Annotated in this window: 28 protein-coding genes and 1 riboswitch; of the genes, 21 read left to right on the top strand and 7 right to left on the bottom strand. The window is 71.3% G+C overall.

Annotation, left to right across the window (positions count from 1 at the left end):
- Positions 1-74 precede the first annotated feature (74 nt).
- The 6 genes from ACWGKJ_RS04235 (at position 75) to ACWGKJ_RS04260 (ending at position 6,064) form a co-directional block, all read left to right on the top strand.
- The gene (locus ACWGKJ_RS04235; protein WP_385016723.1) at positions 75-737 is read left to right on the top strand and encodes a response regulator transcription factor; all 663 of its coding nucleotides are present in this window, start codon (positions 75-77) and stop codon (positions 735-737) included.
- A complete protein-coding gene (locus ACWGKJ_RS04240) occupies positions 734-2,302 on the top strand; it encodes a sensor histidine kinase (protein WP_385016725.1) in 1,569 nt (522 codons plus the stop codon). Before ACWGKJ_RS04235 ends, ACWGKJ_RS04240 begins: the two co-directional genes overlap by 4 nt.
- A gap of 9 nt (positions 2,303-2,311) precedes the next feature.
- A riboswitch (cobalamin riboswitch) is annotated at positions 2,312-2,425 on the top strand.
- A 39-nt stretch (positions 2,426-2,464) separates the two neighbouring features.
- Entirely contained in the window at positions 2,465-3,463 is a 999-nt protein-coding gene (locus ACWGKJ_RS04245) for an ABC transporter substrate-binding protein (RefSeq protein ID WP_385016728.1), read from the top strand.
- Between the two features lie 53 nt (positions 3,464-3,516).
- The gene (locus ACWGKJ_RS04250) at positions 3,517-4,524 is read left to right on the top strand and encodes a FecCD family ABC transporter permease (protein WP_385016731.1); all 1,008 of its coding nucleotides are present in this window, start codon (positions 3,517-3,519) and stop codon (positions 4,522-4,524) included.
- Positions 4,521-5,303 (top strand): ABC transporter ATP-binding protein, encoded by a 783-nt coding sequence (locus ACWGKJ_RS04255; RefSeq protein ID WP_385016733.1) that lies wholly within the window; start codon positions 4,521-4,523, stop codon positions 5,301-5,303. The genes ACWGKJ_RS04250 and ACWGKJ_RS04255 overlap by 4 nt, the downstream gene beginning before the upstream one ends.
- On the top strand, positions 5,300-6,064 hold the full coding sequence (locus tag ACWGKJ_RS04260; RefSeq protein WP_385016736.1) for a (2Fe-2S)-binding protein: 765 nt from the start codon (positions 5,300-5,302) through the stop codon (positions 6,062-6,064). The genes ACWGKJ_RS04255 and ACWGKJ_RS04260 overlap by 4 nt, the downstream gene beginning before the upstream one ends.
- Positions 6,065-6,186: 122 nt before the next feature.
- Here the strand turns inward: ACWGKJ_RS04260 and ACWGKJ_RS04265 are convergent, their stop codons facing one another.
- The 4 genes from ACWGKJ_RS04265 to ACWGKJ_RS04280 all read right to left on the bottom strand — a co-directional run bounded on the left by ACWGKJ_RS04265 (position 6,187) and on the right by ACWGKJ_RS04280 (position 8,895).
- Complete coding sequence (locus tag ACWGKJ_RS04265) at positions 6,187-6,660, bottom strand: MarR family winged helix-turn-helix transcriptional regulator (protein ID WP_385016739.1); 474 nt, start codon at positions 6,658-6,660, stop codon at positions 6,187-6,189.
- 173 nt (positions 6,661-6,833) lie between these two features.
- A complete protein-coding gene (locus ACWGKJ_RS04270) occupies positions 6,834-7,610 on the bottom strand; it encodes an AIM24 family protein (protein ID WP_385016741.1) in 777 nt (258 codons plus the stop codon).
- Positions 7,607-8,257: an AIM24 family protein gene (locus ACWGKJ_RS04275; protein ID WP_385016744.1), complete on the bottom strand. Its 651-nt coding sequence runs from the start codon at positions 8,255-8,257 to the stop codon at positions 7,607-7,609. The genes ACWGKJ_RS04270 and ACWGKJ_RS04275 overlap by 4 nt, the downstream gene beginning before the upstream one ends.
- Positions 8,257-8,895, bottom strand: a complete 639-nt coding sequence (locus tag ACWGKJ_RS04280; RefSeq protein WP_385016746.1) for an AIM24 family protein — start codon at positions 8,893-8,895, stop codon at positions 8,257-8,259. The genes ACWGKJ_RS04275 and ACWGKJ_RS04280 overlap by 1 nt, the downstream gene beginning before the upstream one ends.
- A gap of 191 nt (positions 8,896-9,086) precedes the next feature.
- Between ACWGKJ_RS04280 and ACWGKJ_RS04285 the strand changes: the two genes are divergently transcribed.
- From ACWGKJ_RS04285 to ACWGKJ_RS04320, 8 genes are all read left to right on the top strand, one after another.
- Entirely contained in the window at positions 9,087-9,434 is a 348-nt protein-coding gene (locus tag ACWGKJ_RS04285; RefSeq protein WP_385016748.1) for a DUF3817 domain-containing protein, read from the top strand.
- Positions 9,431-9,724 (top strand): MTH1187 family thiamine-binding protein, encoded by a 294-nt coding sequence (locus ACWGKJ_RS04290; RefSeq protein ID WP_385016751.1) that lies wholly within the window; start codon positions 9,431-9,433, stop codon positions 9,722-9,724. Before ACWGKJ_RS04285 ends, ACWGKJ_RS04290 begins: the two co-directional genes overlap by 4 nt.
- A gap of 112 nt (positions 9,725-9,836) precedes the next feature.
- Positions 9,837-10,343: a MarR family winged helix-turn-helix transcriptional regulator gene (locus tag ACWGKJ_RS04295; protein ID WP_385016753.1), complete on the top strand. Its 507-nt coding sequence runs from the start codon at positions 9,837-9,839 to the stop codon at positions 10,341-10,343.
- An 87-nt stretch (positions 10,344-10,430) separates the two neighbouring features.
- Positions 10,431-10,769: a DUF3817 domain-containing protein gene (locus ACWGKJ_RS04300; protein WP_385016755.1), complete on the top strand. Its 339-nt coding sequence runs from the start codon at positions 10,431-10,433 to the stop codon at positions 10,767-10,769.
- A gap of 72 nt (positions 10,770-10,841) precedes the next feature.
- A complete protein-coding gene (locus tag ACWGKJ_RS04305; RefSeq protein ID WP_385016758.1) occupies positions 10,842-12,542 on the top strand; it encodes an acyl-CoA mutase large subunit family protein in 1,701 nt (566 codons plus the stop codon).
- Between the two features lie 119 nt (positions 12,543-12,661).
- The gene (locus ACWGKJ_RS04310) at positions 12,662-13,117 is read left to right on the top strand and encodes a MarR family winged helix-turn-helix transcriptional regulator (RefSeq protein WP_385016761.1); all 456 of its coding nucleotides are present in this window, start codon (positions 12,662-12,664) and stop codon (positions 13,115-13,117) included.
- A complete protein-coding gene (locus tag ACWGKJ_RS04315; protein ID WP_385016763.1) occupies positions 13,114-14,142 on the top strand; it encodes an ATP-binding cassette domain-containing protein in 1,029 nt (342 codons plus the stop codon). Before ACWGKJ_RS04310 ends, ACWGKJ_RS04315 begins: the two co-directional genes overlap by 4 nt.
- Positions 14,102-14,959, top strand: a complete 858-nt coding sequence (locus tag ACWGKJ_RS04320) for an ABC transporter permease (protein ID WP_385016766.1) — start codon at positions 14,102-14,104, stop codon at positions 14,957-14,959. Before ACWGKJ_RS04315 ends, ACWGKJ_RS04320 begins: the two co-directional genes overlap by 41 nt.
- A 13-nt stretch (positions 14,960-14,972) precedes the next feature.
- Here the strand turns inward: ACWGKJ_RS04320 and ACWGKJ_RS04325 are convergent, their stop codons facing one another.
- Together ACWGKJ_RS04325 and ACWGKJ_RS04330 are read right to left on the bottom strand one after the other, a co-directional pair.
- Complete coding sequence (locus ACWGKJ_RS04325; RefSeq protein ID WP_385016768.1) at positions 14,973-16,403, bottom strand: HAMP domain-containing sensor histidine kinase; 1,431 nt, start codon at positions 16,401-16,403, stop codon at positions 14,973-14,975.
- Positions 16,400-17,119 (bottom strand): response regulator transcription factor, encoded by a 720-nt coding sequence (locus tag ACWGKJ_RS04330; RefSeq protein ID WP_385016771.1) that lies wholly within the window; start codon positions 17,117-17,119, stop codon positions 16,400-16,402. Before ACWGKJ_RS04330 ends, ACWGKJ_RS04325 begins: the two co-directional genes overlap by 4 nt.
- 64 nt (positions 17,120-17,183) lie before the next feature.
- Here ACWGKJ_RS04330 and ACWGKJ_RS04335 point away from each other — a divergent pair, with 64 nt between their 5' ends.
- Both ACWGKJ_RS04335 and ACWGKJ_RS04340 read left to right on the top strand, forming a co-directional pair.
- Entirely contained in the window at positions 17,184-18,317 is a 1,134-nt protein-coding gene (locus ACWGKJ_RS04335) for a UDP-N-acetylglucosamine--N-acetylmuramyl-(pentapeptide) pyrophosphoryl-undecaprenol N-acetylglucosamine transferase (protein ID WP_453315666.1), read from the top strand.
- Positions 18,314-19,321, top strand: a complete 1,008-nt coding sequence (locus ACWGKJ_RS04340) for an SDR family NAD(P)-dependent oxidoreductase (RefSeq protein WP_385030459.1) — start codon at positions 18,314-18,316, stop codon at positions 19,319-19,321. Before ACWGKJ_RS04335 ends, ACWGKJ_RS04340 begins: the two co-directional genes overlap by 4 nt.
- 100 nt (positions 19,322-19,421) lie before the next feature.
- Here ACWGKJ_RS04340 and ACWGKJ_RS04345 read toward each other — a convergent pair whose 3' ends face one another.
- Entirely contained in the window at positions 19,422-20,099 is a 678-nt protein-coding gene (locus ACWGKJ_RS04345; RefSeq protein ID WP_385030461.1) for a TetR/AcrR family transcriptional regulator, read from the bottom strand.
- Between the two features lie 390 nt (positions 20,100-20,489).
- On the opposite strand from ACWGKJ_RS04345, the gene ACWGKJ_RS04350 reads away from it, so the two are divergent.
- The 5 genes from ACWGKJ_RS04350 to ACWGKJ_RS04370 all read left to right on the top strand — a co-directional run bounded on the left by ACWGKJ_RS04350 (position 20,490) and on the right by ACWGKJ_RS04370 (position 26,016).
- A complete protein-coding gene (locus ACWGKJ_RS04350) occupies positions 20,490-21,467 on the top strand; it encodes a tetratricopeptide repeat protein (protein WP_385030464.1) in 978 nt (325 codons plus the stop codon).
- Positions 21,468-22,100: 633 nt separating this feature from the next.
- Positions 22,101-22,742: a DUF6230 family protein gene (locus tag ACWGKJ_RS04355; protein WP_385030467.1), complete on the top strand. Its 642-nt coding sequence runs from the start codon at positions 22,101-22,103 to the stop codon at positions 22,740-22,742.
- A 97-nt stretch (positions 22,743-22,839) separates the two neighbouring features.
- Positions 22,840-23,427 (top strand): DUF6114 domain-containing protein, encoded by a 588-nt coding sequence (locus ACWGKJ_RS04360; protein WP_385030470.1) that lies wholly within the window; start codon positions 22,840-22,842, stop codon positions 23,425-23,427.
- Complete coding sequence (locus ACWGKJ_RS04365) at positions 23,417-24,823, top strand: hypothetical protein (protein ID WP_385030523.1); 1,407 nt, start codon at positions 23,417-23,419, stop codon at positions 24,821-24,823. Before ACWGKJ_RS04360 ends, ACWGKJ_RS04365 begins: the two co-directional genes overlap by 11 nt.
- Before the next feature lie 551 nt (positions 24,824-25,374).
- On the top strand, positions 25,375-26,016 hold the full coding sequence (locus tag ACWGKJ_RS04370; protein WP_385030473.1) for a hypothetical protein: 642 nt from the start codon (positions 25,375-25,377) through the stop codon (positions 26,014-26,016).
- The last annotated feature ends 39 nt before the right edge of the window (positions 26,017-26,055 follow it).

The following is a 26,055-nucleotide window of genomic DNA, read 5'->3' on the forward strand; positions in this document are numbered from 1 at the left end:
CTGCCGCGGGCCTGCTGAACGCAGCCTGAAGCCCCCTGAAGATCCCTTCAGCATGGATTTGGGAGGCTGTCCCCATGCGCCTGTTGATCGTGGAGGACGAGAAGCGGCTCGCGGTGTCCCTCGCCCGCGGACTCACCGCCGAGGGTTTCGCCGTGGATGTCGCGCACGACGGCCTCGAAGGGCTGCACCTGGCCAGCGAGGGCCCGTACGACCTGGTCGTGCTCGACATCATGCTGCCCGGGATGAACGGCTACCGGGTCTGCGCGGCGCTCAGGGCGGCGGGCAACGACGTGCCCATCCTGATGCTGACGGCCAAGGACGGCGAGTACGACGAGGCCGAGGGGCTCGACACCGGGGCCGACGACTACCTCACCAAGCCGTTCTCCTATGTGGTCCTCGTCGCCAGGATCAGGGCGCTGCTCCGCCGGCACGCGGCCGGGCGGCCGTCGCCCGTGCTCACCGCGGGCAGCCTCACCGTCGACACCGCCACCCGCCGGGTGCACCGCGCGGGCACCGAAGTCGCCCTCACGGCGAAGGAGTTCGCGGTCCTGGAGCAACTCGCCGTCCGCCAGGGCGAAGTGGTCGGCAAGCCGGAGATCCTGGAGCACGTCTGGGACTTCGCCTACGAGGGCGACCCGAACATCGTCGAGGTGTACGTGAGCGCCCTGCGCCGCAAGCTGGGCGCCGGACTCATCCAGACCGTGCGCGGCGCGGGGTACCGTCTGGTCGCCGAATGAGGCGCCTGCTCGGTTCCGTACGGGCCAGGGCGGCGCTGGGCGCGACGGCCGTCGTCGCTGTCGCGCTGGTCGCCGCGGGGCTCTCGCTCCTGAGCGTCCTGCGGTCCAACCTCACGGGCCAGACCGATCTGCGCGCCGAGGTCGTCGCCCAGAACATCGCATCGCAGGTCGCGCTCGACGTCCCGTACCGCAAACTCCATCTGCCCGACTCCGACGAGAACCCGGTGCAGGTGGTCACCGAGCACGGCGGACTGCGCGCCGCCAGTGACGATCTGGACGCCGTGACGGGGACGGCGACCACCGCGGTGCATCCGGCGCCGGCCGAGTCGAAGCACGACGACGACCATGGCGACGACAAGAGCCACGGCAAGAGCGACGACAAGAGCGACGACAAGAGCGACGACGACGATGACGACCACGGCAGCGGCGACGATCCGCCGCGCGGTGAGGTCTCGCACGACGACCCCCACTTCAGCTCCGGCACCGCGACCGTGGACGGTGACACCGCCGACTACCGGTTCGCCGCGGTCGAGGTGACCAACGGCAGCGACGACACCCTGATCGTCTACGCGGGCGCCCCGCTCACCACCGAGCAGAGCGCCGTCAGCACGCTCCGCGGCGCGATGCTCATCGGGCTGCCCGCCCTCCTGCTGGTCGTCGCGGGCGTCACCTGGCTGGTGACCCGGCGCGCCCTGCGCCCCGTCGAGGGGATCCGGCGGGAGATGGCGGCGATCACCGCGTCCGAGGACCTCGGCCGGCGGGTCCCGGAGCCCGGCTCGCACGACGAGGTGGCCCGGCTGGCCCGTACGACCAATGAGACGCTCACCGCCCTGGAGCGCTCCGTCGACCGGCAGCGGCGGTTCGTCGCGGACGCCTCCCACGAACTGCGCAGCCCCATCGCGAGTCTGCGCACCCAGCTGGAGGTCGGCGCCGCGCACCCGGAGCTGCTCGACGTCGAGGGCGCGGTCATGGACACTGTACGGCTCCAGCAACTGGCCGCCGATCTGCTGCTGCTCGCCCGCCTGGACGCGGGGGAGCGGCCCGGTGCGGCGCGGATCGACCTGGGGGAGCTGGTGCGCGAGGAGGTCTCGCGGCGGCACGGGGGCCGGGTGCCGGTGACGGTCGACGCCGCGAACGGGCTCGAAGTGGAGGGATCCCGCGGGCAGTTGGCGCGGGTGATCGGCAACCTCCTGGACAACGCCCAGCGGCACGCGCGCTCGGGCGTCGAGGTCTGCGTACGGGAGCGGAACGGCCGGCTCGTCGCGGAGGTCGCGGACGACGGCCCCGGGGTGCCGCCCGCGGAGCGTGAACGGATCTTCGAGCGGTTCGTACGGCTCGACGACGCCCGGACCCGTGACGACGGGGGCGCCGGTCTCGGCCTGGCCATCGCCCGCGATGTCGCGCACCGGCACGGCGGGACGCTCACCGTCGGCGACGGCGCCGCCTTCGCCCTGGACCTGCCCGCCCCGCGGACCGGGGACGCCCCGCGGACCCAGGACACCCCGCCCGCCCAGGACGCTCCGCGGGCCCGGGCAGCCAAGGGGAGCGGCCCTGGCGGCGTCTGACACACTGAGCGCGAACCCAGGCGGTGCGGTGAAGGAAACCGGTGCGATTCCGGTACGGTCCCGCCACTGTGACCGGGCCTCGCGGCCCGGAAGCCAGACACTTCCCGCGCCGCCTTCTCCGTACGACCTGGGGACGAGGACATCCCCCGGAGAGGCCCGGCCATGCCCCGTAACCCCCGGACGTCGCGCGCCGCACTGGCGCTCATACCCCTGATCCTGCTGCCGCTCGCCGGCTGCGGGGCGGGCTCCACGCAGGACACGGGCGCGGACAGGGGCGCGAAAGCTCCCGCCGGATTCCCGTACACGGTCGACAACTGCGGGACCAGGACGACCTTCGACGCGCCCCCGAAGCGGGCCGTCACGATGAACCAGCACGCGACGGAACTCATGCTGGCCCTCGGACTCCGGGACCGGATCGCGGGCACCGCCTACCTCGACGACAAGGTCCTTCCCCGGTACCGCGCCGACTACGCGAAGACCAAGGTCATCGCCAAGGAGTACCCGTCCCGGGAGACCCTCCTCGGCGCCAACCCGGACTTCGTCTACGGCGGTTACGCCAGCGCCTTCGACAAGGCCCAGGGCCGTGACCGGGCCGGGCTCCAGAAGTCGGGCATCAACACCCGGCTCAATATCGAGAACTGCACCGGCGGCCCGGTCGGCCTCGGTCAGCTCAGCACCGAGATCACCCAGGTCGCGCGGACCTTCGGCGTTCCCGGCCGCGGCCGGAAGCTGATCGCGGAGCAGAAGGAGAAGATCGCGGCCGTCGAGGCGAAGCTCAAGGGGGCGGACCGGCCCTCGGTCTTCGTGTACGACTCGGGGGACAGCTCGGCGTTCACGGCGGGCGGCAGCGGTATCGGCAACGAGATCGTGTCACTGGCGGGCGGCACCAACGTCTTCGCCGATCTGGGGAAGAGCTTCGGTGATGTCTCCTGGGAGCAGGTCATCAAGCGCAGGCCCCAGGTCGTCGTGGTCTACGACTACGGCGGGACCAGCGTCGCGGCGAAGAAGAAGCGGCTGCTCGGCGATCCCGCCCTCAAGGACGTCCCCGCCATCAGGAACAGGCGTTTCGCGGTGCTGCCGCTGTCGTCGGCCGTCCTCGGCGTACGCGTCGCTGACGCCGTCGGGGACCTGGCCGCGCAGCTGCACCCCGACGCCGGATGAGGGCCGGGACCAAGGCCCGGCCGCATCCTCCGGCCTCGGGTGTGCTGCGTTCGATGCCCGTCGTGACCGGTGTGCTCACCGTGGTGCTGCTCGCGACGGCGGTGGCGGGACTGGCGCTCGGCCCGGTGCGCATCCCGCCGGGCGAGGTGCTCCGGGTGGTGCTGGGCGGCGAGCGGAGCGGCGCGTATCCGACGATCGTGTGGGACGTGCGGCTGCCCCGGGTGGTGCTCGGGGCCGTCGTCGGGGCGGGGCTCGCGCTGTCCGGGGCGGTCCTCCAGGCGCTGGTGCGCAACGCGCTGGCCGATCCCTTTCTGCTGGGCGCCTCCTCGGGGGCGTCGGCCGGGGCGGTGCTCGTCATCGTCTTCGGCCTCGGCACGGGGGCCGCGGCGACCGTGGCGCTGCCGGCCGCCGCGTTCATCGGCTCGATGGCGGCGCTGGTCGCGGTGTACGCGATGGCCAGGCGCGGCGGGACGATGACGACGGGGCGGCTGATCCTGGCCGGAGTGGCGATCCAGTACGTGCTGTCCGCGCTCACCAGCCTCGTCCTGGTGCTCTCCGCGCAGGCCGAGCATGTGCGCGCCATCATGTTCTGGACGCTGGGCGGTCTCGGCGGGGCCCGCTGGGACGAACTGGCGCTGCCCGCCGGGGTGCTGGCCGTCGGCGCGGTGGTGCTGATCGCGCTGGCCAGACCGCTGGACCTGCTGCTCGCCGGTGAGGAGGGAGCACGCAGCCTGGGCCTGGATCCGGGCCGGTTCCGGGGCGCCGTCTTCATCGGGGTCTCGCTGATCATCGGGGTGCTGGTGGCGTTCAGCGGGGCGATCGGCTTCGTCGGGCTGATGGTCCCGCACGCCGCCCGGCTGGTGGTGGGGGCGGGCCATCGCAGGCTGCTGCCGGTCACCGCGCTGGGCGGGGCGGTCTTCCTGCTGCTGGCCGATCTGCTGGCCCGCACGGTGGCCGCACCCGAGGAGATTCCCGCGGGCGTGGTCACGGCGCTGGTCGGCGGGCCGTTCTTCCTGTGGCTGCTGCGCCGCTCGTCCCGTACGGAGGGGATCACCGGATGAGCACGGCACCGGCCGCCCTGACGGCGGAGGCGATCGGCTACGAGGCCGGGGGCCGGGCCCTCCTGGACGGGGTGTCCCTGGACGCCCGGCCCGGTGAGACGGTCGGCCTGGTCGGGCCCAACGGCAGCGGCAAGACGACGTTTCTGCGCTGTGTGTACGGGGCGCTGCGTCCCGCATCCGGACGGATCCTGCTGGACGGCGGGGACGCGGCCGGGCTCGGAGTGAAGGAGCGGGCCCGGCGGATCGCCGTCGTCCCGCAGGACAGCCCCGGCTCCTTCGGACTCACCGTCCGCGAGGTGGTGGCGATGGGCCGCAGCCCGCACAAACGGTTCTGGGAACAGGACGGCGCCGAGGACGCGGAGCGGATCGATGCCGCGCTTGACCGGGTCGGGGCGGGCCCGTATGCCGGGCGGCGGTTCGACGAGCTGTCCGGCGGGGAACGCCAGCGGGCGCTGATCGCCCGCGCCCTGGTGCAGGAGCCGGGGCTGCTCGCCCTGGACGAGCCGACCAACCACCTGGACATCCGCTACCAGTTGGAAATCCTCGCGCTCGCACGCTCGCTCGGCACCACCAACCTCCTCGTCCTGCACGATCTCAACCTGGCCGCCGCGTACTGCGACCGGCTGTTCGTGCTGAGCGGCGGGCGGCTGGTGGCGTCCGGCGCCCCGGACGACGTCCTGACCGAGGAGATGCTGGATGAGGTGTACGGCGTACGGTCGCGGATCGGTGCGCACCCGGTCACCGGAGCCCCGCACGTCTTCTACCACCCGACGTCATGAACGACGGGACACAGCCCTGGGACCCGCTTCCGTTCGGCCCGCGCTGGCAGGTCGCCGAGGGCGAGCCGCCCGCCGCCGATGCCGGACGGTGGCTGGCGGCCGACCGGCTCGCGGATCCGTCCAGTGACGAGCTGGGCCGGCTGCTGGAGGCCGAACGCACCGGCAGCGGCCATCGCACGGCCCACGCCACGGCGTTGACCGTCATGGCGGTGTACGCGGGCCGGGTCACCGCTGCCGCCGTGCTGCACTGGGCGCTCTACGACGAGGTGCCCGATCTCGGCTCCGGCAATGTGCTGCTGCGGCCGGGGGCCCACGGCATCGACGGGGTCCGGGTGCGCCGGGCCCGGCTGCTCGCCCCCGCGGACGGTGAGGAGCCCGTACGGCTGCTGCACCGCACCGTCCTCGACGGGCATCTGCTGCCGCTGGCCGACGCGCTGCACAGGCGGACCCGGGCGGGGGCACGGCAGTTGCGCGGCGGGGTCGCCCACGGGTGCGCCACCGCGCTCTGCGCGTACGGCGCGGAGACCGGCCTGCTCGCCGAGCGCTGGCGGCGGTTCACGCAGGGAGCGCCCGGTGGTCTCGGCGCCCTGGGCGAGGTGGCGCGGGTGACGGCCGCGACCGGGCGGGAACGGCTGGTGTACCTGCGCTCCACCTGCTGCCTCTTCTACACCAGTGCGGAGGCGGTGCGGTGTGCGAGTTGCTGTCTCACCTCGCGGGAGGAGCGTCTCGACGCGTACGCGGGGCGCGGCCGGGCACGGTGACGGTGACGTACGCGGGGCGCGGCCGGGCACGGTGATCCGCGGGACAGGTGTGACCCGCGACAGGTGTGATCCGTGGGGGGGAGGTGTGATCCGCCCGACGGATGTGAACCGCCGGACGGGTCCTACCCCTTGCGGAGCCCCCGCAGCTGATCGGTGACCGGCTTCAGCGACTCGCGCAGGTCGGCCAGCGCCTCGGGCGTCAGCATGTCGATGAAGTGTCTGCGGACCGACGCCACATGGTGCGGTGCGACCTTCTGCATGGTCTCGCCGCCCAGATCGGTGAGGACGGCGAAGAGCCCGCGCCGGTCCGACTCGCAGTTCTCCCTGCGGACCAGTCCGGCCTTCTCCATCCGGGTGATCTGGTGCGACAGGCGGCTCTTCGACTGGAGGGTGGCGGCGGCGAGATCGCTCATCCGCATCCGCCGCTCCTCGGCCTCGGAGAGATTGACCAGGATCTCGTAGTCGTTCATCGTCAGGCCGAACGGCTGAAGGTCCTTCTCCATCTGGTACGACAGCAGCCTGTGCATGTCCAGATAGGTGCGCCATGCGCACTGCTCGGCGTCGGTCAGCCAGCGGGTGGCCGTCTCGGTCTCCATGATGAGAATTCTACCTAAGAAGTTGAATATTGGACAATTGTGGGGGGTTGCCTCCCGGCGCACACCGCGCCGCACGGTCGCGGACCCGGCCGCGCCACTGATCCGGACCGGCGTATGCGCCGGGCGCGGGGAGGGGGTTCAGGTGTTCGACGTTACACTCCGCAGGCTATCGCTCACAGCCCGAAGCGGCGCTGAAGATCCCCGACCTGGCCGGGAAAGCGCGATCCTGGGCCGTTTTGGCCGGAACGCGGCCCCTGTCCACCCGGAATGCCCGCTTCGTTCGGTACGGAACCGGTCGGCTGCTCGGGCAGCAGCTCCTCGGTCGACTGGAGCAGCACCGTGCCGGCCCCCACGAACTCGAACTGGTGCTCCTCGCCCGAGACGCCCCCGAAACCCGTGAACGACCGGATCCCGCCCAGCACCCCCGTCATATAGGCGTGGTCGTAGTGATGACACGGCGAGGGGCAGTCCGCCCAGCCCACCAGCGCCTGCGGGTCGACCCGGATCGGCGGCTCCATGAAGACCACCGGGCCGTTCGACGCGGCCACGAACTTCCCCGTACCGAGCAGGGTCAGAAAGCCGGGCACGATCGACTGCTTCAGCGACAGCGAAGGCTCGAACGCCAGCAGATTCCCCGCGCGGATGGTGAGGTTGCCGTCCTCCAGGTCGAACGAGTTCACATCGAAGGCGCGGTCGGCGAGCAGCATCTTGCCCGAGCCCTCCGCCACCACCCAGTCCGCGGCGTGCAGCGGGGAGTGGAAGCTGCTGCGCAGCAGCTGGTCGAAGCGGCCGTTGCCGAAGCCGCTGTAGTCGATCCGCCCGTAGTAGGCGATCATCTTGCCCTTCTGCAGGAACCACCGGGTACCGGTGAGCTCCACACAGAAGGTGTACTTGTTGACGTTGTCGTTGGCCGGCAGCGTCATCGGGTCATGGACCACCGGTCCCGTCACAGCTTCTCCTCCGATGCCTGCACATAGACCGCGCCGCTGCCGGACAGCTCCAGCTGGAACGCCTCGCCCGAGCCGCGCCCCACCATCTCCCGCCAGCCGAGCGCCGCCGACAGCCTGTTCCGTACGTCCCCGTGGTGGGCGACGTACGCCTGCGGATCCACATGCACCGGCCCCTGCGGGGTGATCGGCAGCTCCACGACCCCGCCGTGCGCCATCACCGCCACCGAGCCATGGCCCCTGAGCGTCGTGGTGAACAGCCCCTGTCCGGTGACCTGGCCGCGCACCATCCCCATCACCCCGCCCTGCGAGCCCATGAACATCGTGCCCTGCTGGAGCGAACCGTCGAAGGCGAGCAGCCGGTCCGCCTCCACATACAGGGTGTCGCCGGCCAGCGAGATCACCTGGATGTGGTGGCCGCCGTGCCCGAACATCACCGTGCCGCTGCCCTCCACGGTCATCAGCGGCGTCGCCTCGTTGGCCACCCGCCGCCCGATCATGGACATCACACCGCCCTGGCCGCCCCCGATGTCCGGCGTGAAGGTCACATCGCCCCGGTAGGCGAGCATCGCCCCGCGCTGGCTGTAGAGCTTCTGGCCGGGTACCACCGTGGCCTCGACCATCTTCGAGTTGATCTCGGTGAACGGCATCAGACATCACCCCCGAACGTGCTGCGCTCGCTGGGCTGCACATAGACGAGCCCCTCGCCCTCGAACCGGATCTGGAAGGACTCCCCGGACCCCTCGCCCATGAAGGTCCGGAAGCTGACACCGGTCTGGAAGTGCTGCCGGAGGTCGCCGGTGTGGGCGATGTACGCGCCCGGGTCGACCAGGAGCGGGTACTGCGGGGAGACCCGCAGCACGACCGCCGGCCCGTCCGACATCACCGCGGCCTGCCCGGTCCCCTCGACGGTGGTGGTGAACAGGCCGTTGCCCTGGGACGCGCCCCGCAGCCCGGTGAAGGTCGTACCGGTGCGCAGCCCGGCGTCGGTGCACAGCAGGTTGCTCGCCTCCACATGGAGCTTCTCGCCGTGCAGGGTGACGAGGTTGATCTCGGTGGCGCGGTCGGCGAAGTAGCAGGTGCCCTTGCCGCGCACCTCCATCACGCTCATCTGTTCGCCGGTCAGACGCCGGGTCACCATCCCGCGGAGCCCCTCACCGCCGCCGGTCATCTTCTTGAAGGTCATCTGGCCGTCGTAGGCGACCATCGCGCCGTTCTTCGCTCTGACGCTGTCACCCGTCAGGTCGACGGCGAGCATCCTGCTGCCTTGGAGTCGGAACTGAGCCACGGTCCGAAGGTAACGGTCCACCGGGGGTGCGCACAGGGTTCCCGGGGTGTAGACGCACCCTGAAAGAGCCCTGATATGCGGGGCTGCCACAATGGTTCCGAGTTTGTGCGCACTTTCACAAGATCACGCGTGCGTGTGATCGACAGCGCGCACGGTCCTGTTTACGCCGCCCGCTGCCGAAGGTTTCCTCCGTGGACATCAAGACCGCATCCGCCATCCGCCGCCTCCGCCTGGTCTCCGCCCCCGAGGCGGTCTCCTTCCTGCTGCTGCTCGTCTGCTCGGTCCTGAAGCGGACCACGGACTTCAACGCGGTGCCGGTCATGGGCATGGTGCACGGCGTGCTCTTCGTGCTGTACGTGATCTTCTGGGCCGACGCCTGGAACCGCGCCAAGTGGTCCGCCGGGACCGGCATCCTCTACTTCGTCCTGTCGGTGCTGCCCACCGGCGGCTTCTTCGCGGAGCGCAAGCTGCGCCGCGAGGCGGAGAACGCGGTCATCGCCTCCCGCGCGCGCCGCGAGGGCGTGGTGGAGACGTCATGATCGTCGCCTTCTCGGTCTCCCCGCTGGGCGTGGGTGAGGACGTCGGCGAGTACGTCGCCGACGCGGTCCGCGTCGTACGCGAATCGGGTCTGCCGAACCGTACGGACGCCATGTTCACCTCCGTCGAGGGCGAGTGGGACGAGGTGATGGATGTCGTCAGGCGCGCCGTCCAGGCCGTCGAGGCGCGTGCGCCCCGGGTCTCGCTCGTACTCAAGGCGGACATCAGGCCGGGGGTCACCGACGGCCTGACGTCCAAGGTCGAAACGGTCGAGCGGCACCTGGCGCCCTGACCGGTGCGCTCCCTGCCGTACCGACGCCGTGCGGCAGGGGCCGCCCCGGGTGCACGGACCGAAGGGCGAGACGGGGCTGACCGTCATATGACCGGCCGGTAGGGTCGATGCCGTGCCGAAGCCGCTCAGCCTTGCCTTCGATCCCATCGCGCGCGCCGACGAACTCTGGCAGCAGCGCTGGGGACCCGTGCCCTCGATGGCCGCCATCACCTCGATCATGCGCGCCCACCAGATCCTGCTCGCGGAGGTCGACGCGGTCGTCAAGCCGTACGGGCTGACCTTCGCGCGCTACGAGGCGCTGGTGCTGCTCACCTTCTCCAAGGCGGGCGAACTGCCGATGTCCAAGATCGGTGAGCGGCTGATGGTGCACCCCACATCGGTGACGAACACGGTCGACCGGCTGGTCAGGTCGGGACTGGTCGACAAGCGCCCCAACCCCAACGACGGGCGCGGCACGCTGGCCTCCATCACCGACAAGGGCCGTGAGGTCGTCGAGGCGGCCAGCGCGGATCTGATGAAGATGGAGTTCGGGCTCTCCGCGTACGACGCGCAGGGCTGCGGCGAGATCTTCGAGATGCTCAGGCCGCTGCGGGTGGCGGCGGACGACTTCGAGGAGTAAGGGCGGCGCCACGGGTCCCAGGAGGCCGGGCGGCGCAAGGGCAACCCCGCCGAAGATCGCCCATAGCGCCCCGATACGCTCGACTCCATGAAACGAAGCGTGCTGACCCGCTACCGCGTGATGGCCTACGTCACCGGTGTGCTGCTGGTCCTGCTGACCCTCGGCGTCATCGCCAAGTACCTGCTGGACATCAACGGGGCGACCGGTTTCGTCAGCATCGTCGGCATCGCGCACGGCTGGCTGTACGTGGTCTACCTGATCTTCGCCTTCGATCTCGGATCCAAGGCGAAGTGGCCGGTGACCAAGCAGATCTGGGTGCTGCTGGCCGGCACGGTCCCCACCGCGGCCTTCTTCGTCGAGCGGAAGATCTCCCGCGAGCTGGAGCCCCGGATCACCCAGCCGGCCCCGGTGGCCGCCAAGGCGTAATCCCGCCGCCCGCACGATGTGCGGGCGGTCTGCCATCGACAGATACTTGGACGTCCTAGTAAATTCATGGGTATGGACGCTCACGCCATCGAAGAGGGCCGCCGCCGCTGGCAGGCCAGGTACGACAAGGCCCGCAAGCGGGACGCCGACTTCTCCACACTGTCCGGGGACCCGGTTGACCCGGTGTACGGGCCGCGGCCCGGTGACACGTACGAGGGGTTCGAGCGGATCGGCTGGCCCGGTGAGTATCCGTACACCCGTGGCCTGCACCCCACCGGCTACCGCGGCCGCACCTGGACGATCAGGCAGTTCGCCGGGTTCGGGAACGCCCGCCAGACCAACGAGCGCTACAAGACGATCCTCGCCAACGGCGGCGGCGGACTCTCGGTCGCCTTCGACATGCCGACGCTGATGGGCCGCGACTCGGACGAGCCGAAGGCGCTCGGCGAGGTCGGCCACTGCGGGGTCGCCATCGACTCGGCCGCCGACATGGAACTCCTCTTCCAGGACATCCCGCTCGGCGACGTCACCACGTCGATGACGATCAGCGGGCCCGCCGTCCCGGTCTTCTGCATGTACCTGGTCGCCGCCGAGCGCCAGGGCGTCGACCCGGCCGTGCTCAACGGCACGCTCCAGACCGACATCTTCAAGGAGTACATCGCACAGAAGGAGTGGCTCTTCCAGCCCGAGCCGCATCTGCGGCTGATCGGCGACCTGATGGAGCACTGCGCCGCCTCCATCCCCGCCTACAAGCCGCTCTCGGTCTCCGGGTACCACATCCGCGAGGCGGGCGCGACGGCCGCGCAGGAGCTGGCGTACACCCTCGCCGACGGCTTCGGCTATGTGGAGCTGGGCCTCTCCCGCGGGCTCGACGTGGACGTCTTCGCGCCCGGCCTGAGCTTCTTCTTCGACGCGCACGTCGACTTCTTCGAGGAGATCGCCAAATTCCGCGCGGCGCGCAGGATCTGGGCGCGCTGGATGAAGGACGTCTACGGGGCGCGGACCGACAAGGCGCAGTGGCTCCGCTTCCACACCCAGACGGCCGGGGTCTCGCTGACCGCGCAGCAGCCGTACAACAACGTCGTACGGACCGCCGTCGAGGCGCTCGCCGCGGTGCTCGGCGGCACCAACTCGCTGCACACCAACGCCCTGGACGAGACGCTGGCGCTGCCGAGCGAGCAGGCGGCCGAGATCGCCCTGCGGACCCAGCAGGTGCTGATGGAGGAGACGGGCGTCGCCAATGTGGCGGACCCGCTGGGCGGCTCCTGGTACATCGAGCAGCTCACTGACCGTATCGAGGCCGACGCGGAGAAGATCTTCGACCAGATCAAGGAGCGCGGCCTGCGGGCGCACCCCGACGGTCAGCACCCGGTCGGCCCGGTCACATCGGGCATCCTGCGCGGCATCGAGGACGGCTGGTTCACCGGCGAGATCGCCGAATCCGCCTTCCAGTACCAGCGCTCGGTCGAGAAGGGCGACAAGCGCGTCGTCGGCGTCAACTGCCTGCACGGCTCGGTCACCGGCGACCTGGAGATCCTCCGCGTCAGCCACGAGGTGGAGCGCGACCAGGTCCAGGAACTGACGGCCCGCAGGGCCGCCAGGGACGACGCCCGCGTCTCCACGGCCCTGGACGCGCTGCTCGCCGCCGCCCGGGACGGCTCGAACATGATCGAGCCGATGCTGGCCGCCGTCCGGGTGGAGGCCACACTCGGCGAGATCTGCGGCGCCCTGCGGGACGAGTGGGGCATCTACACGGAGCCGCCGGGGTTCTGAGCGCCGGTTCCGGGCGGGAGCGGGGGGTGTGCCCGGGGGCTTCGGCCTCCGGGCACACGCATATCCGTGGTCGGACGCCCACTGGCCGTTACCTCTGACACAGAGCTAAAATAAGAAGCGTGGCCACCGAAGAGTTTCCCGAGTCGCTTGCCGATGTGCTGGCCGGGGTGCACCGGCTGGTCCGGCGGCGGCTGCGGCGAGGGCTTGCCGCGCCACCGCTGCGAGGGGCGCAGGCGGAGTTGCTGCGGCTTGTCGGCGGGCGGCCCGGGATCAGGGTCTCGGACGCGGCCAGAGAGCTGTATATGGCGGGCAATTCGGTCTCGACGCTGGTCAACCAGCTGGCCAGGGCCGGATATCTGATCCGCGACAACGACCCGGACGACCGGCGTGCGGTGCGGCTGCGGCTCACCCCGGCGGCCCGTGAACGGCTGCGTGACTGGCAGACGCGGCGCGGCGAGCTGGTCCGGGCCCAGGTGGCCCGGCTCTCCGACGAGGACCGGGCGGCCCTGGCCGCCGCGCTCCCGGCGCTGCGGCGGCTCGCCGGGAACCTGCACGAGGAGGTGGAGGGCTCATGAGCGACCCGGGGCGCGACGGCAGCGGCGGCGCCGACGAGAACGGCCGGGGCAGTGGCAGCAGTGGCAGTGGCAGTGGTGGCCCCGCCGGGACCGGCGAGGGCGGCCCGGCCGTTTCCTGTAGCGGCCTGGAGTACGCCTTCGGTGCGACCAGGGCCGTCGACGGCGTGGACCTCTCGGTCGGCGCGGGTGAGGTCTTCGGTCTGCTCGGACCCAACGGTGCGGGCAAGACCACCGTGATCCGCTGTATCACCACCCTGCTGCCGGTTCCCTCCGGACGGGTGCGGGTGTTCGGGCACGACGCGGCGAAGGAGCGGATGGCGGTGCGGCGCCTGCTCGGCTACGTACCGCAGCAGCTCTCCGCCGACGCCGGGCTCACCGCACGCGAGAACGTGGCGCTGTTCGCCCGGGTCTTCGATGTCTCCCGGCGCGAACGGGCCGAGCGCGTCACCCAGGCGCTGGCGGCCGTCGGCCTCGCGGAGACCGCGGACCGGCTCGCCAAGACCTACTCGGGCGGCATGATCCGCCGGCTCGAACTCGCCCAGGCGCTGGTGAGCGCGCCCCGACTGCTCATCCTCGACGAGCCGACCATCGGCCTCGACCCGATCGCCAGGACCAGTGTGTGGGAACACATCGACGCCGTACGCCGGGCCACCGGGATGACCGTACTGGTGACCACGCACTACATGGACGAGGCCGAGCAGTACTGCGACCGGCTCGCGCTGATGCATCAGGGCCGGGTACGGGCGCTCGGCACCCCGGGAGAGCTGAGAGCGGGCCTGCGGGAGCGCCGCCGCGCACAGAGCGGCGCCACCGGCTCCCCGGCCGGATCCACTGCCGGGCGGGCCGCCGCCCCGGACACCCCGGACGTCCCGTCCGGCACGGCCCCCGCCGCCGCCCGGCGCGAGGACACCGAGCCCACCCTTGAGGACGTCTTCCGGGACGTCGCGGGCAGTGGTCTCGACGAGCAGGGAGGTGAGTTCCGCGATGTCCGTTCCACCCGCCGCACCGCCACCCGGGTCGGCTGAGGCCGACCGGGCCGGGCTCGGGCTGCTGCTGGTACCGCCGAAGCCACGCACCGGCCGGCGGATGGTGCCGGCCAGGGTGGCCGCCATGTGCGTGGTCGAGCTGCAGAAGCTGCGCCACGACCGTACCGAGCTGTACACCAGAGCCGTCCAGCCCGCGCTGTGGCTGCTGATCTTCGGGGAGACCTTCACCCGGATCAGGGCCATCCCGACCGGCGGCATCCCGTACATCGACTATCTGGCGCCCGGCATCATCGCCCAGTCCGCGATGTTCATCGCGATCTTCTACGGCATCCAGATCATCTGGGAGCGCGACGCCGGAATCCTCACCAAACTCCTTGTCACACCGACCCCCAGAGCCGCCCTGATCACCGGCAAGGCGTTCGCGGCCGGGGTGAAGGCACTGATCCAGGCGGTCGTGGTGGTCGTCATCGCCGCACTGCTCGGCGTCGCGCTGACCTGGAATCCGCTGCGGCTGCTCGGGGTGGCGGTGGTCGTGATCCTGGGCTCGGCGTTCTTCTCCTGTCTGTCCATGACCATCGCCGGGATCGTGCTGACCCGCGACCGGCTGATGGGGATCGGACAGGCCATCACCATGCCGCTGTTCTTCGGCTCCAACGCCCTGTACCCGGTCGCGATCATGCCCGGCTGGCTCCAGGCGATCAGCAAGGCCAATCCGCTGAGCTACCAGGTCGACGCCCTGCGCGGGCTGCTGCTGGGCACCCACGCCCATCTGGCCCTGGACTACGGGGTGCTGGTGGTGGCCGCCGCACTCGGCGTGCTCGCCGCTTCGTCGCTGCTCGGCCGGCTCGCCCGCTGACGCCCGCCGGACCTCACGGCAGGCTCAGCCGGAACAGCGCCCCGCCGCCCGGCGCCTGTTCCGCCGTCAGCTCCGCCCCGTGGGCGCGGGCGATCTGACGGGCCATCGCGAGGCCCAGACCGGAACCGGGCAGCGCACGCGCGGCGCGGGCCCGGTAGAAGCGGTCGAAGACATACGGCAGATCGGCCGGCGCGATCCCGGGCCCGTGGTCGCGTACGGTCAGCTCGGTCGCGGTGAGGACTACGTCGACCCCACCGCCCCCACCGACCCCACCGCCCTCACCGCCCGCACCGGAGAACTTCGCCGCGTTCGAGAGCAGATTGGCGAGCAGCCTGGAGAGCCGCGCCGGTACGCCGTCCAGGACCGGGTCCGCCGTCACCTCCAGGGTGAGGACCAGCCCCGGCCAGTGGCCGCGTGCGGCTGCCACCGCGTGCTCGACCAGCGGGGCCAGCCGGACACTCTCCACCAGCGGTACCGGCTCCTCGTCCCTGGCCAGTTCGATCAGGTCGTTCACCAGCGTCGTCACCTCCTGGATCTGCCGGGTGAGGGCCCCGGCCGCCCGGTCGTGCTGAGCGGGCGTCAACCGGTCGGCACGGGCGAGGAGTTCGGCATTGGTCCGGAGCGCCGTGAGCGGGGTGCGCAGTTCGTGGGAGGCGTCCGCCACCAGCCGGCGCTGCGCGGTGACCGACTGCTCCAGCTCACCCAGCATGGTGTTGAAGGTGGTGGCCAGCCGGGTGACCTCGTCCTCCCGGGTCACGGGCCCCGGCGGCAGCTCGATGCGGTGGCGCGGGTCCCGGGTCGCCGCGATCCGCTCGGCGGCCCGGGTGAGCCGGGCGACGGGCGCCAGACCGGTGCGCGACACCCAGTAGCCCAGCCCCGCCGCGATCAGCACCCCGGCGCCGCCGACCGCCGCGAGCAGCTGGGCCGTCCGCCGCACGCTCTTCTCCACCGGGTCGGCGCGCAGCGCGACCTGCACAGCCTTGTGGTGGCCGAAGGTGGTGGTGAGCATCCGGGTGGGGCGCCCCTGCAGCGTGATGTTGCTGAAGTACGGAGCGCGGGTGCCGGCCGCGACCTCACGGACCGGCCCCGACACCGGCAGCAGATACCGCCCCGCCGGGTCCGCCGAAGGGTCGGCCGGCACGATCTGGGAGCAGGCGGGCGAGGCGAGGAACTGGCACTGCCCCTCCACGACGCCCGGCTGCCCGCCCCCGCGCCCGCTTCCGGTGACGGAAGCCGACTGGACGAGATTGAGGTCCAGCTGGTGGTAGATCTCGTACCGCTGGACGAAGAAGGCCGCCGCGCAGACCCCGAGCGCCACCAGGGCCACGGCCGCCGAAGCGGTCAGGGCGAGCCGGGTGCGCAGCGGACGGCGGCGGCGCCAGCGCGCACCGAGCCGGTGGGACGGCGCCCGGCGCGCGCCGCTCCGGCCGCCGGGGGCGCTCATACGGCGTCCAGCCGGTAGCCGACGCCGTGCACGGTGTGGACCAGGCGCGGCTCGCCGCCCGCCTCCAGCTTGCGGCGCAGATAACCCACGTACACGGCAAGGGAGTTGGAGTCGGGCCCGAAGTCCTGTCCCCAGACCCGCTCCAGGATCAGCTCCCGGGTGAGGACCTGCCCGGGGTGGCGCAGCAGCAGATCGAGCAGGGCGAACTCGGTCCTGCTGAACTCGATCGCGCGTCCCGCCCGGCGCCCGGTGCGCGTCACCGGATCCACCGTCAGATCGCCGTACACCAGGACGCCCGGCTCCTCGTCGGCCGGTGCGGCCCGCCGCAGCAGTGCCCGCACCCGGGCGACCAGCTCGTCGAGTGCGAAGGGCTTCACGAGATAGTCGTCGGCGCCCGCCTCCAGGCCGTCCACCCGCTCGCTCACCGAGTCCAGGGCGGTCAGTACGAGGACGGGCGTCCGGTCGCCGACCGCCCGCAGCTGCCGGCAGACCGCGAGGCCGTCGAGGACCGGCATCATCACATCGAGCACGACCGCGTCCGGCTGCCAGGAGGAGACGGCCGACAGCGCGGCCAGGCCGTCGGCCGCGCCCAGCACCTCGTACCCCTCGACCGTGAGACCGTCCTCCACCGCCAGACGGACCTCCGGCTGGTCGTCCACGACCAGGATCTTCCTGGGCCGGGGGCTCGCGGGCGGGGTGTGCGGGTACGGGTTCATGGGGCAAAGCCTGCCAAAGCAGCGTCTTAGAACCTTCTTACCCCGCGACGCGAGTGTGCTGCCCATGCGCACACCACTCTCCGTCGTGATCGGTGCGGGCGGCACCGGCGGTCATATCTACCCGGGCCTCGCCCTCGCCGACGCACTGCGCCGGGCCGTACCCGGCGCGGTGATCTCCTTCGTCGGCACCGACCGCGGCCTGGAATCCACGCTGATACCCGGCGCCGGATACCCGCTGCACACCGTCGACATGATCCCCTTCGACCCGGCGCTCGGCGCCCGCCGCTATCTGCTGCCCGCCGCCCTGCTGAAGTCCGGTGTGCAGTGCCGGACCATCCTGCGCGAGCAGCGCGCCCAGGTCGCGGTCGGCATGGGCGGCTACCCCAGCGCGCCGGTGGTGCTCGGCGCCCGGATGGCCGGCGTGCCGAGCGTCATCCACGAGTCCAACGCGGTGCCGGGCCGCGCCAACCAGTTCGCGGCCCGGCTCACCCCGCATCTCACCGTCGCCTTCGACCGCAGCCGGGCCCACCTCGCGGGCGGCGAGCGGGCGGAGACGGTCGGGATGCCGATCGCCGCACCGATCGCGGCTCTCGACCGTCCCGCGCTGCGCGCCGAGGCCCGCCGCACCCTGGGCGTCCCCGCCGGGGCGCGGCTGCTCCTGGTCAACGGCGGCAGCCTCGGCGCGGCCCGGCTCACCGCAGCGGCGGTCGGGCTCGCGGCCCGCTGGCAGGCGCGTACGGACGTCCATCTGCTCATCAAGACCGGCCCGGCCGCCCTGGAGGCGGCCAGGGCCCGGCTGGCCGACGAGGGCGGCTGCCGGATCGCGCGCGCCGTCCCCTATCTGGACCGGATGGACCTCGCGTACGCGGCGGCCGACCTGGTGGTCTGCCGGGCCGGTTCCGCCACCGTCGCCGAGCTGGCCACCACCGGGGTGCCCGCGGTCCTCGTGCCCTATCCGCACGCGCCGGGCGACCACCAGACCCACAACGCCCGCGTCCTGAGTGACGCCGGGGCGGGGGTGCTGGTCCCCGACGCGGAGACGACGGCGGAGCGCCTCGCCGATGTGGCGGGCCCGCTCCTCGCCGACCCCGCCCGGCTCGCCGCGATGAGCGGTGCGGCCGGCCCCTCCACCCATGCCCGCGCGGCGGATCTGCTTGCCGCCCGGGTCCTGTCCCACGCAAGGGAGTTCACCTCATGACCCTGTCCCCGGCCACCTCCCGCTGGCAGAACCGCACCGTCCTCGTCACCGGAGCCGAGGGCTTCATCGGCTCCACCCTGGTCGACCTGCTGGTCGAACAGGGCGCGCGGGTCCGGGCCTTCGTGCACTACAAGCCGTACGGCGAGAAGGGCCACCTCGCCCGCCATCTGGGCAGCTCCCAGGTGGAGATGGTGGCGGGCGACATCCGGGACGCAGGCCGGGTCGACGACGCCGTGGCCGGCTGCGACACGGTCTTCCACCTCGCGGCGCTGATCGGCATCCCGTACAGCTACGACGCCCCCGGCGCGTACGTCGCCACGAATGTCACCGGCACCGAGAACATCGCCGAGTCCTGCCGCAGGCACTCCGTACGGCGTCTGCTGCACACCTCGACCAGTGAGGTGTACGGGACGGCGCTCACCGCCCCGATCAGCGAACAGCACCCGCTCCAGCCGCAGTCCCCGTACTCCGCGTCCAAGATCGGTGCGGACATGATGGCGCTCTCGCACTGGCACGCGTTCGGACTTCCGGTGACGGTGGTGCGGCCCTTCAACACCTACGGACCCCGGCAGTCGGCGCGCGCCGTCATCCCCACCATCCTCGCCCAGCTCCACGCCGGAGCACGGGAGATCAGGCTCGGATCGCTCACGCCGACCCGTGACTTCACCTATGTCACGGACACGGCGCGCGGCTTCCTCGCGCTGGCGGAGTGCGACCGGGCGCTCGGCGAGAGCGTCAACCTCGGTACCGGGCAGGAGATTTCGATCGGGGAGCTGGCGCGGGAGCTGATCGCGGCATCCGGCCGGGACGCGGAGGTCGTCGTCGACCCGGCCAGGCTCCGCCCGTCGGGCAGCGAGGTCCAGCGGCTGCTGTCGGACAACTCGCGGGCCCGTGCATGGGCCGGCTGGCAGCCCGAGGTCCCGCTTGCCGAGGGGCTGAAGCGGACATCGGAGTGGATCGCGGAGAATCTGCACCTCTTCGCGGCCGACCGCTACCAGGTCTGATGCGCTGCGGACCGCTCCAGTTCTGATGCGTCGCGGGCCGCCCCAGTTCTCATGCGCGGCGGACCGCTGCCGGGTATCAGAACGGGTGGGGGCCGGGGAATCACCCGGGCTGCGCCGGGGGCGGATCCGGCGCCATGGACGGGGGCGGGGGAGGGGCCGGAGGCTCGGCGGCGGCGCTCAGCCCGGTGCAGAGCAGCAGCGTGAACTCGCGCGCCCACTCCCCGTCCACCGGTTCCGCGCTCACCAGCGCCCGGTGCACCACGGCCCCCGCGACCACGTCGAAGATCAGGTCGGTGTGCCGGGCCGCGGTCTCGGGGTCCTCCTCGAAGGGGAGTTCACCCCGGGCCTGGGCCCGCTCACGGCCGATGGTCACCAGCCGTTTCTGCCGGTCGACGATGGCCGAGCGGATCCGGGCGCGCAGCGCCTCGTCACTGATCGACTCGGCGACCACCGCCATCAGCGCGGTCTTGGTCTCAGGCCGGGCGAGGAGCGCGGCGAACTGGAGCACCACCCCCTCGATGTCGGCGGCCAGACTGCCGCGGTCGGGCAGTTCCAGCTCGTCGAAGAGGACCGCCACGGCGTCCACGACCAGTTCGTTCTTGTGCGACCAGCGCCGGTAGAGCGTCGTCTTCGCCACCCCCGCGCGGGTCGCCACATCGCCCATGGTCAGCTTCGACCAGCCCAGGTCGACCAGCGCGGCTCTCGTCGCCACGAGGATCGCGGTATCGGCCTCTGCGGAGCGTGGGCGACCCGTTCGGGTGGGCTTGCTGAGCGGCATGACCGCGACCATACCGGTCAGTAGCTCAGCCGCCGTGAGTCAGATCACGGAAAACCGGCGGAGGATTTACGCCCGTGGTTCCCGGTGGACCAGTTACGCTACGAGTCGTAGCGTAAGGAGGCGCAAGCGCGCCCCGGCCGCACGAGCACCACGCGACGACCACGCGACAACCGGGTGACAGAAGAACAGCACGAAAGAGCCATGGGCGCCAGGGTGGGGACCCTGCGCCCGTCCGGGCCCCTCACCGGGCCGACGGTCCGCGTCCGTCCCGTACGCCCCGCATCCGGCGGGGGGTGTACGGACGGGCCGGTCCCGCACCACCGGCGGATTTCGCCGACAGCTTGCTGAACGGCTTTCCTGAACGAGTGGTGGAGGGGGGAGGATGTACGTATGCAGCCTAGGAACATGTCCATGAGCGGCGTCGTCGACCTCGCCGCAGTGAAGGCCGCCGGCGAGGCCCGGCAGAAAGCGGAGCAGGCGCGGGCCGAGACCGCCAGGCAGGGCGGAGCAACTCCGGTGTCGCCCGTCTCGCTGGTGATCGATGTCGACGAGGCCGGCTTTGAGCGCGATGTCATCCAGCGCTCGGCCGAGGTCCCGGTCGTCATCGACTTCTGGGCCGAGTGGTGCGAGCCCTGCAAGCAGCTCGGCCCCCTGCTGGAGCGCCTCGCCGTCGAGTACAGCGGCCGCTTCCTGCTCGCCAAGGTCGATGTCGACGCCAACCAGATGCTGATGCAGCAGTTCGGGATCCAGGGGATCCCGGCCGTCTTCGCCGTCGTCGCCGGGCAGGCGCTGCCGCTCTTCCAGGGCGCCGCGCCGGAGGCCCAGATCCGGCAGACCCTCGACCAGCTGATCCAGGTCGGCGAGGAGCGCTTCGGCCTCACCGGGATCCCGGTCGACCCGGACGCGGAGCCGCCCGCCGCGGACGCCGAGCCCGCCGAAGCCCCGGCCGGTCCCTATGACGCGCTGCTCGAAACGGCCGTCCAGGCGCTGGACGCCAATGACTTCGACGGTGCGGTCCAGGCGTACCGCAGCGTCCTCTCGGACGACCCGGCCAACGAGGAGGCCAAGCTCGGTCTCGCCCAGGCCGAACTGCTCGGCCGGGTCAAGGACCTGGACCCGCAGCAGGTCCGGAAGGACGCGGCCGACAAGCCCGCTGACGTCCCGGCGCAGCTCGCCGCCGCCGATCTCGATCTGGTCGGTGGTCATGTCGATGACGCCTTCGGGCGTCTGGTCCAGACTGTGCAGCGCACGGCGGGCAGCGACCGCGAGGCAGCGCGGGTCCATCTGCTCCAGCTCTTCGAGGTCATCGGCTCCGAAGACCCGAGGGTGACCGCGGCGCGTTCCGCCCTGGCGCGGGTGCTGTTCTGACGCTGGTTCTGAAGGGGCGTCAGCCGTTTCTGAACAGTCATTAAACGCGCGGTGTCGGCGGGTTGCCGCTGACGATTTGGCGACACAGCGATAACCGGCGGCCGTACTTTGCCAAAGCTTGGCAATTGCGGCCGTCTGTTACTCCGAGTAAATCAAGTACGTCCTTCTGCCCGGTTATGGGCGCCTACCACCCGATGTGGCGCCGCCGTCGGCTCCACCCTGTGTGCCCGGGCGATATCGGCCGGTCGCGGTTCGGTTATCCCGGCGTTACTAGCCGGTAACGAACCCCTTGTGCCACAGCCGCGAATGCACCACGATCGGCCAGGCTCGGTCCAATAACGCACCAGCGCGGCAACCGGTCGCGGCGTGGCCGCTTGGGTCCCCACCGAGCCGGTCGGCGGCAGTGGGCGCCGGCTGCGGGACAGGGGGGTTCCTGCCACCCGGCGGGGCCTGTCCAGCGGTTGCGCGAAGGCGTGGCCAGTGGTTGTCGCTCGGGGGTGATCGCCGGTGCTTCGGACGCGGTTCGCGCTTCTGAACCGGGCGCTCTCCTTCCCGAGGACGTAGCACTTCTCCCATCCCAGGACGGGCTTCGAACCCGATCCGGAGATGTACGTCCGAGAAGGAGGAAACTAAGTGAGTTCCCAGGTACGTGGCGGAACCAGATGGAAGCGGTTCGCGCTTGTCATGGTGCCTAGCGTGGTCGCCACCGCTGCGGTGGGCGTCGGCCTCGCGCAGGGTGCGCTCGCCGCTTCGTTCAGCGTGTCGGGTCAGAGCTTCAAGGTCAGTGCCGACAGCCTGGACGGGCACGACTTCCGTCAGTACGGAAGCGTCGCGACAGGCAAGTCGCTGGACGGCAAGAACGCCGCTCACGCGGTGGCCGTGTCGGGGTTCAGCAGGGCGAAGATCCAGAACCTGTGTCAGTCGGTGGTCACGCCGAACCTGCCGTTCGGCCTGGGCGACATCACGCTCCAGCTGCGCGCGGGCACCGACTCGAAGAGGCCGGTCGTAGCCAAGGATCTCTACATCGACGTAGCGGACCTCAAGGCTGACGCCGACTTCAGGCACATCGACATCGGTGTCGCGGCGAAGGACTCCGGCATCCAGCCGGGTACCGAGAGCAAGGTCAACGGGAACGGCTTCTCGCAGCGAGCCGACAGGGCCGTGCTGACGAATGTGAAGCAGACGGCGTGGGCGACCACGGCCGGCACCTTCAAGCTCAGCAACCTGACCCTGAAGCTGAAGCACGGGACCGGCGCCGGAAACGAGTGCTACTGAGCACGCCAGGGCGGCCGGGAGGCGGGCTGTTCAGTCTCCTGGCCGCCCGACCCTCTTCACTTTTCACAGCAACACCGGTACCAGGGAGCTGTTTTCCATGAGCGCCGAGTCCACAGGTTCCCGCGATTTCTCCTACTGGAGGCTTCGCTTCCGCGCCTGGCGGGGGAGCCGACCCTTCTGGGCGGGCCTGTTCACCGTGCTGGGTGGCGTACCGATCGCCTACTTCCCGTACGCCAATATGCATCTCGGGAATGTGACGCTCGCGATGTCCACCACGGCGGGCTCCGGGTCGCTGATCATCGGTGTCCTGCTCGTGACACTGGGCCTGACGATGTGGTTCCACGGCGTTGTGCGGGTGTTCGCGGGAATAGCGACGATCCTGCTCGCGCTGATCTCGCTCCCGGTGGCCAACATCGGCGGTTTCATCATCGGCTTCCTGCTGTCGATGATCGGCGGGGCGCTCTCGCTCTCCTGGGCCCCCGCGAAGCCGGAGGCCGATCCGGCGGTGCCCGCCCAGGGCGGCTCCGAGGGCGGGACTCCGTACGGAAGCGTGCCCGGAGGCACCGCTCCCGCGGACGACTTCTCTCCTTTCGGCCACGCTCCGGCCGTCCCTGAGCAGAAGTCGGCCGGATATGACAAGGACACGACAGTGGATGCCAACGGTGGGAGGCACCGTGCGGGGTGACGAAGCGCAGCTGAGTACCACCGAAGGCGACGACTACCGGGAGAGAAGAGGCGGCCGTCACGCGGCCCCCCGGAAGTCGCTGCTGACGAAGCTGCACATACCCGCGAGCAAGGCGATAGCCCTGGCGGCCATGCCCACCGCGGTGTTCGTCGGGATGGGACTCACCCCCAAGCTGGCGATGGCCGACGACCACGGCGACATCCCGTTCGCGGCCGGCCCGTGTGTGTCCCGTTCGGACGACCCGAGCCCCTCGGCGAAGCCGTCGGACTCGCCGAGCCCGTCGGACAGCGCGTCGGACAAGGACGCGAAGGACGACAAGGCCAAGAAGGACGCCGAGACCAAGAAGGACGACAAGTCCGCGGACGCCTCGGACACTCCGTCCCCCTCGGCCACTCCATCGGCGGACGAGAACGGTGCGGCCAAGAAGTTGGGCTCTACGTCCGGTTCCTCCGCCTCGGACCACGGCACCCCTTCGTCCAGCCCCTCGCCGTCCGCTTCGGAGACGAAGAACCCGCTGGACCCGCTGGGTGTGGGTGACGCGCTCAAGCACCTGTTCAACCCGGACAAGGACAAGGCGAGTTCGTCCGCTGACCCGTCCTCCTCCACATCGTCCAAGAAGTCCGGGGAGACAGCGGCGGAGAAGAAGGCCGCGGAGAAGAAGGCCGCGGAGAAGAAGGCGGCCGAGAAAAAGGCCGCCGAGAAGAAGGCCGCCGACAAGAAGGCAGCGGACACCGCCGGGAAGACGGTCGACGAGGTCACGGGCGCGGCGAAGACCACGGCCGACAAGACCGCCGAGAAGATCCGCGAGGCCGCAGCCGAGGCGGGCAAGCCGGTCAAGGAACTCCCCGCGGACGCCAAGGGCCTGGACCCGAAGAAGGACACGGCCGTCCCGGACGGTGCCAAGCCGTCCTACCCGTGCCCCACCGCCGACCCGAAGGCGCTCGCGGCGGCCGACGAGGAGAAAGGCATCCCCGCGCTGCCCGACGACCCGTGGACGCTGAAGAGCTCGATGCTGACCCTCAACGGCCTTGACTACAAGGGCATCGTCGAGGTCCGGACGGGCAGCGGCAAGATCAAGAAGGTCCTGAAGTTCACCGCGTCCTCGCTTGACATCAAGGACCTGCACCAGATGACCGTCGGCCCGAACGGGTCGACCGGCCATGTGCAGGCAGCGTCGGGCTCGACGTCGACCATCCGCGACGGCCAGGTCACGATGTACACGGAGTCGCTGAAGGGCAACCTCTTCGGCCTCATCCCGATCACGTTCAGCCCCGATACGCCGCCGCCGATCAACGTACCGTTCGCGTTCTTCACCAACGTCACGGTCAAGCAGGCAGGGCAGTTCGGCGGCACGCTCCATGTGCCGGGACTCCACAACTACTTCACCGGCGCCTGACCCGCCGGAGCGAGAACTTCCGGGAGCCGCGGAAACGGCTGTGGCCCGCCCCTCGAAACGGAGGGGCGGGTCACAGCCGTATGCGGGCGGAACCGCCGCGGGGCACCGGGCAACCGCGCGGCCGGCCTGTGCGGCAGAATCACCGGAGCCGTGCACATGTCCAGTGGCGCGGCCGGGGCCCGCGCCACCGGGTGGCGGGCGGGAAGCGTGGGGAGTGAGCGGTGGGGGCTGTCGACGGCTGCCGGACGTCGGACGATGACGGCGGGCCCGCCGGGCGCACACCGCGGGGGCCTGTCGGCCGGATACCGCGCAGGTCCGTCGGGCGTACACCGCGCGGGCCTGTCGGCCGCATACCGGATGGATCCTCCGGGCGCACAGCGCGCGGGCACGCCGACCGCATACCGGATGAGTCCGCCGGGCGTACACCACGAGAGCCCGGCGACCGAATACCACCGCACCTTGCCCCGCCCCGACCCGCCCCGAACCGCCTCACCCCGACCCGCTTCACCGCCTACGGGAAGGACCTGCTGCGCGGCGAGTGGCGCCGGATCGTGGGCGAGCCCGTGCGGACGCTCGGACGGCGCGGGGTGCCGGGGGTCGCGCTGGGGGTGCTGGCCGTCCTCGCGGTGATCGTCGTGCATGAGCTGATACGGACCCACGCGGGCGCCACCGCGATACGGCTGACCGGCGAGGTCCGGGCCGATCTGCCCCTCCCGTTGGTCCTGTTGCGTACGCCGGTCTCCCTGGTCCTCACGGACCCCGGGCTGCCCGTCTGGGCGGGACTGCCCAAGCTGTTCCTCGCCTTCGCGCTCGCCGAACTCGTCGTCGGCCGCACCCGCACCCTGCTGCTGGCCTGCGGTACGTCCCTCGCGGGCACTCTCGGCGCCCGCGCGATGATCGCGCTGGGGCACGGCCCGCTGGGGCTGCCGCCCGAGACCGCGCATGTACTCGACACCGGCCCCTCCGCCGCCGTGGCCGGGCTCTTCACCTATCTGGCCGTGGTCCGGCGCGCCCCGGTGCTGGCCGCGCTGACCACCGGGGTGATCGTCGTCCAGTCGGTGCTCCGGCCGAACCTCGCGGGGCGCGAGCACCTGCTGGCCATAGGGGTCGCGCTGGTCGTCGGGGTGGCCGCCTTGGTCCGCTCCCGGCAGACGGGGGCGGGTGGCGAGCCGGCCGCGGCCCTGGCGGGGTGACGGGGTTCCGGGGCACCTCGGGCGTATTCTCCGGGCCGC

The organism is Streptomyces sp. NPDC054757 (genome assembly GCF_053612185.1).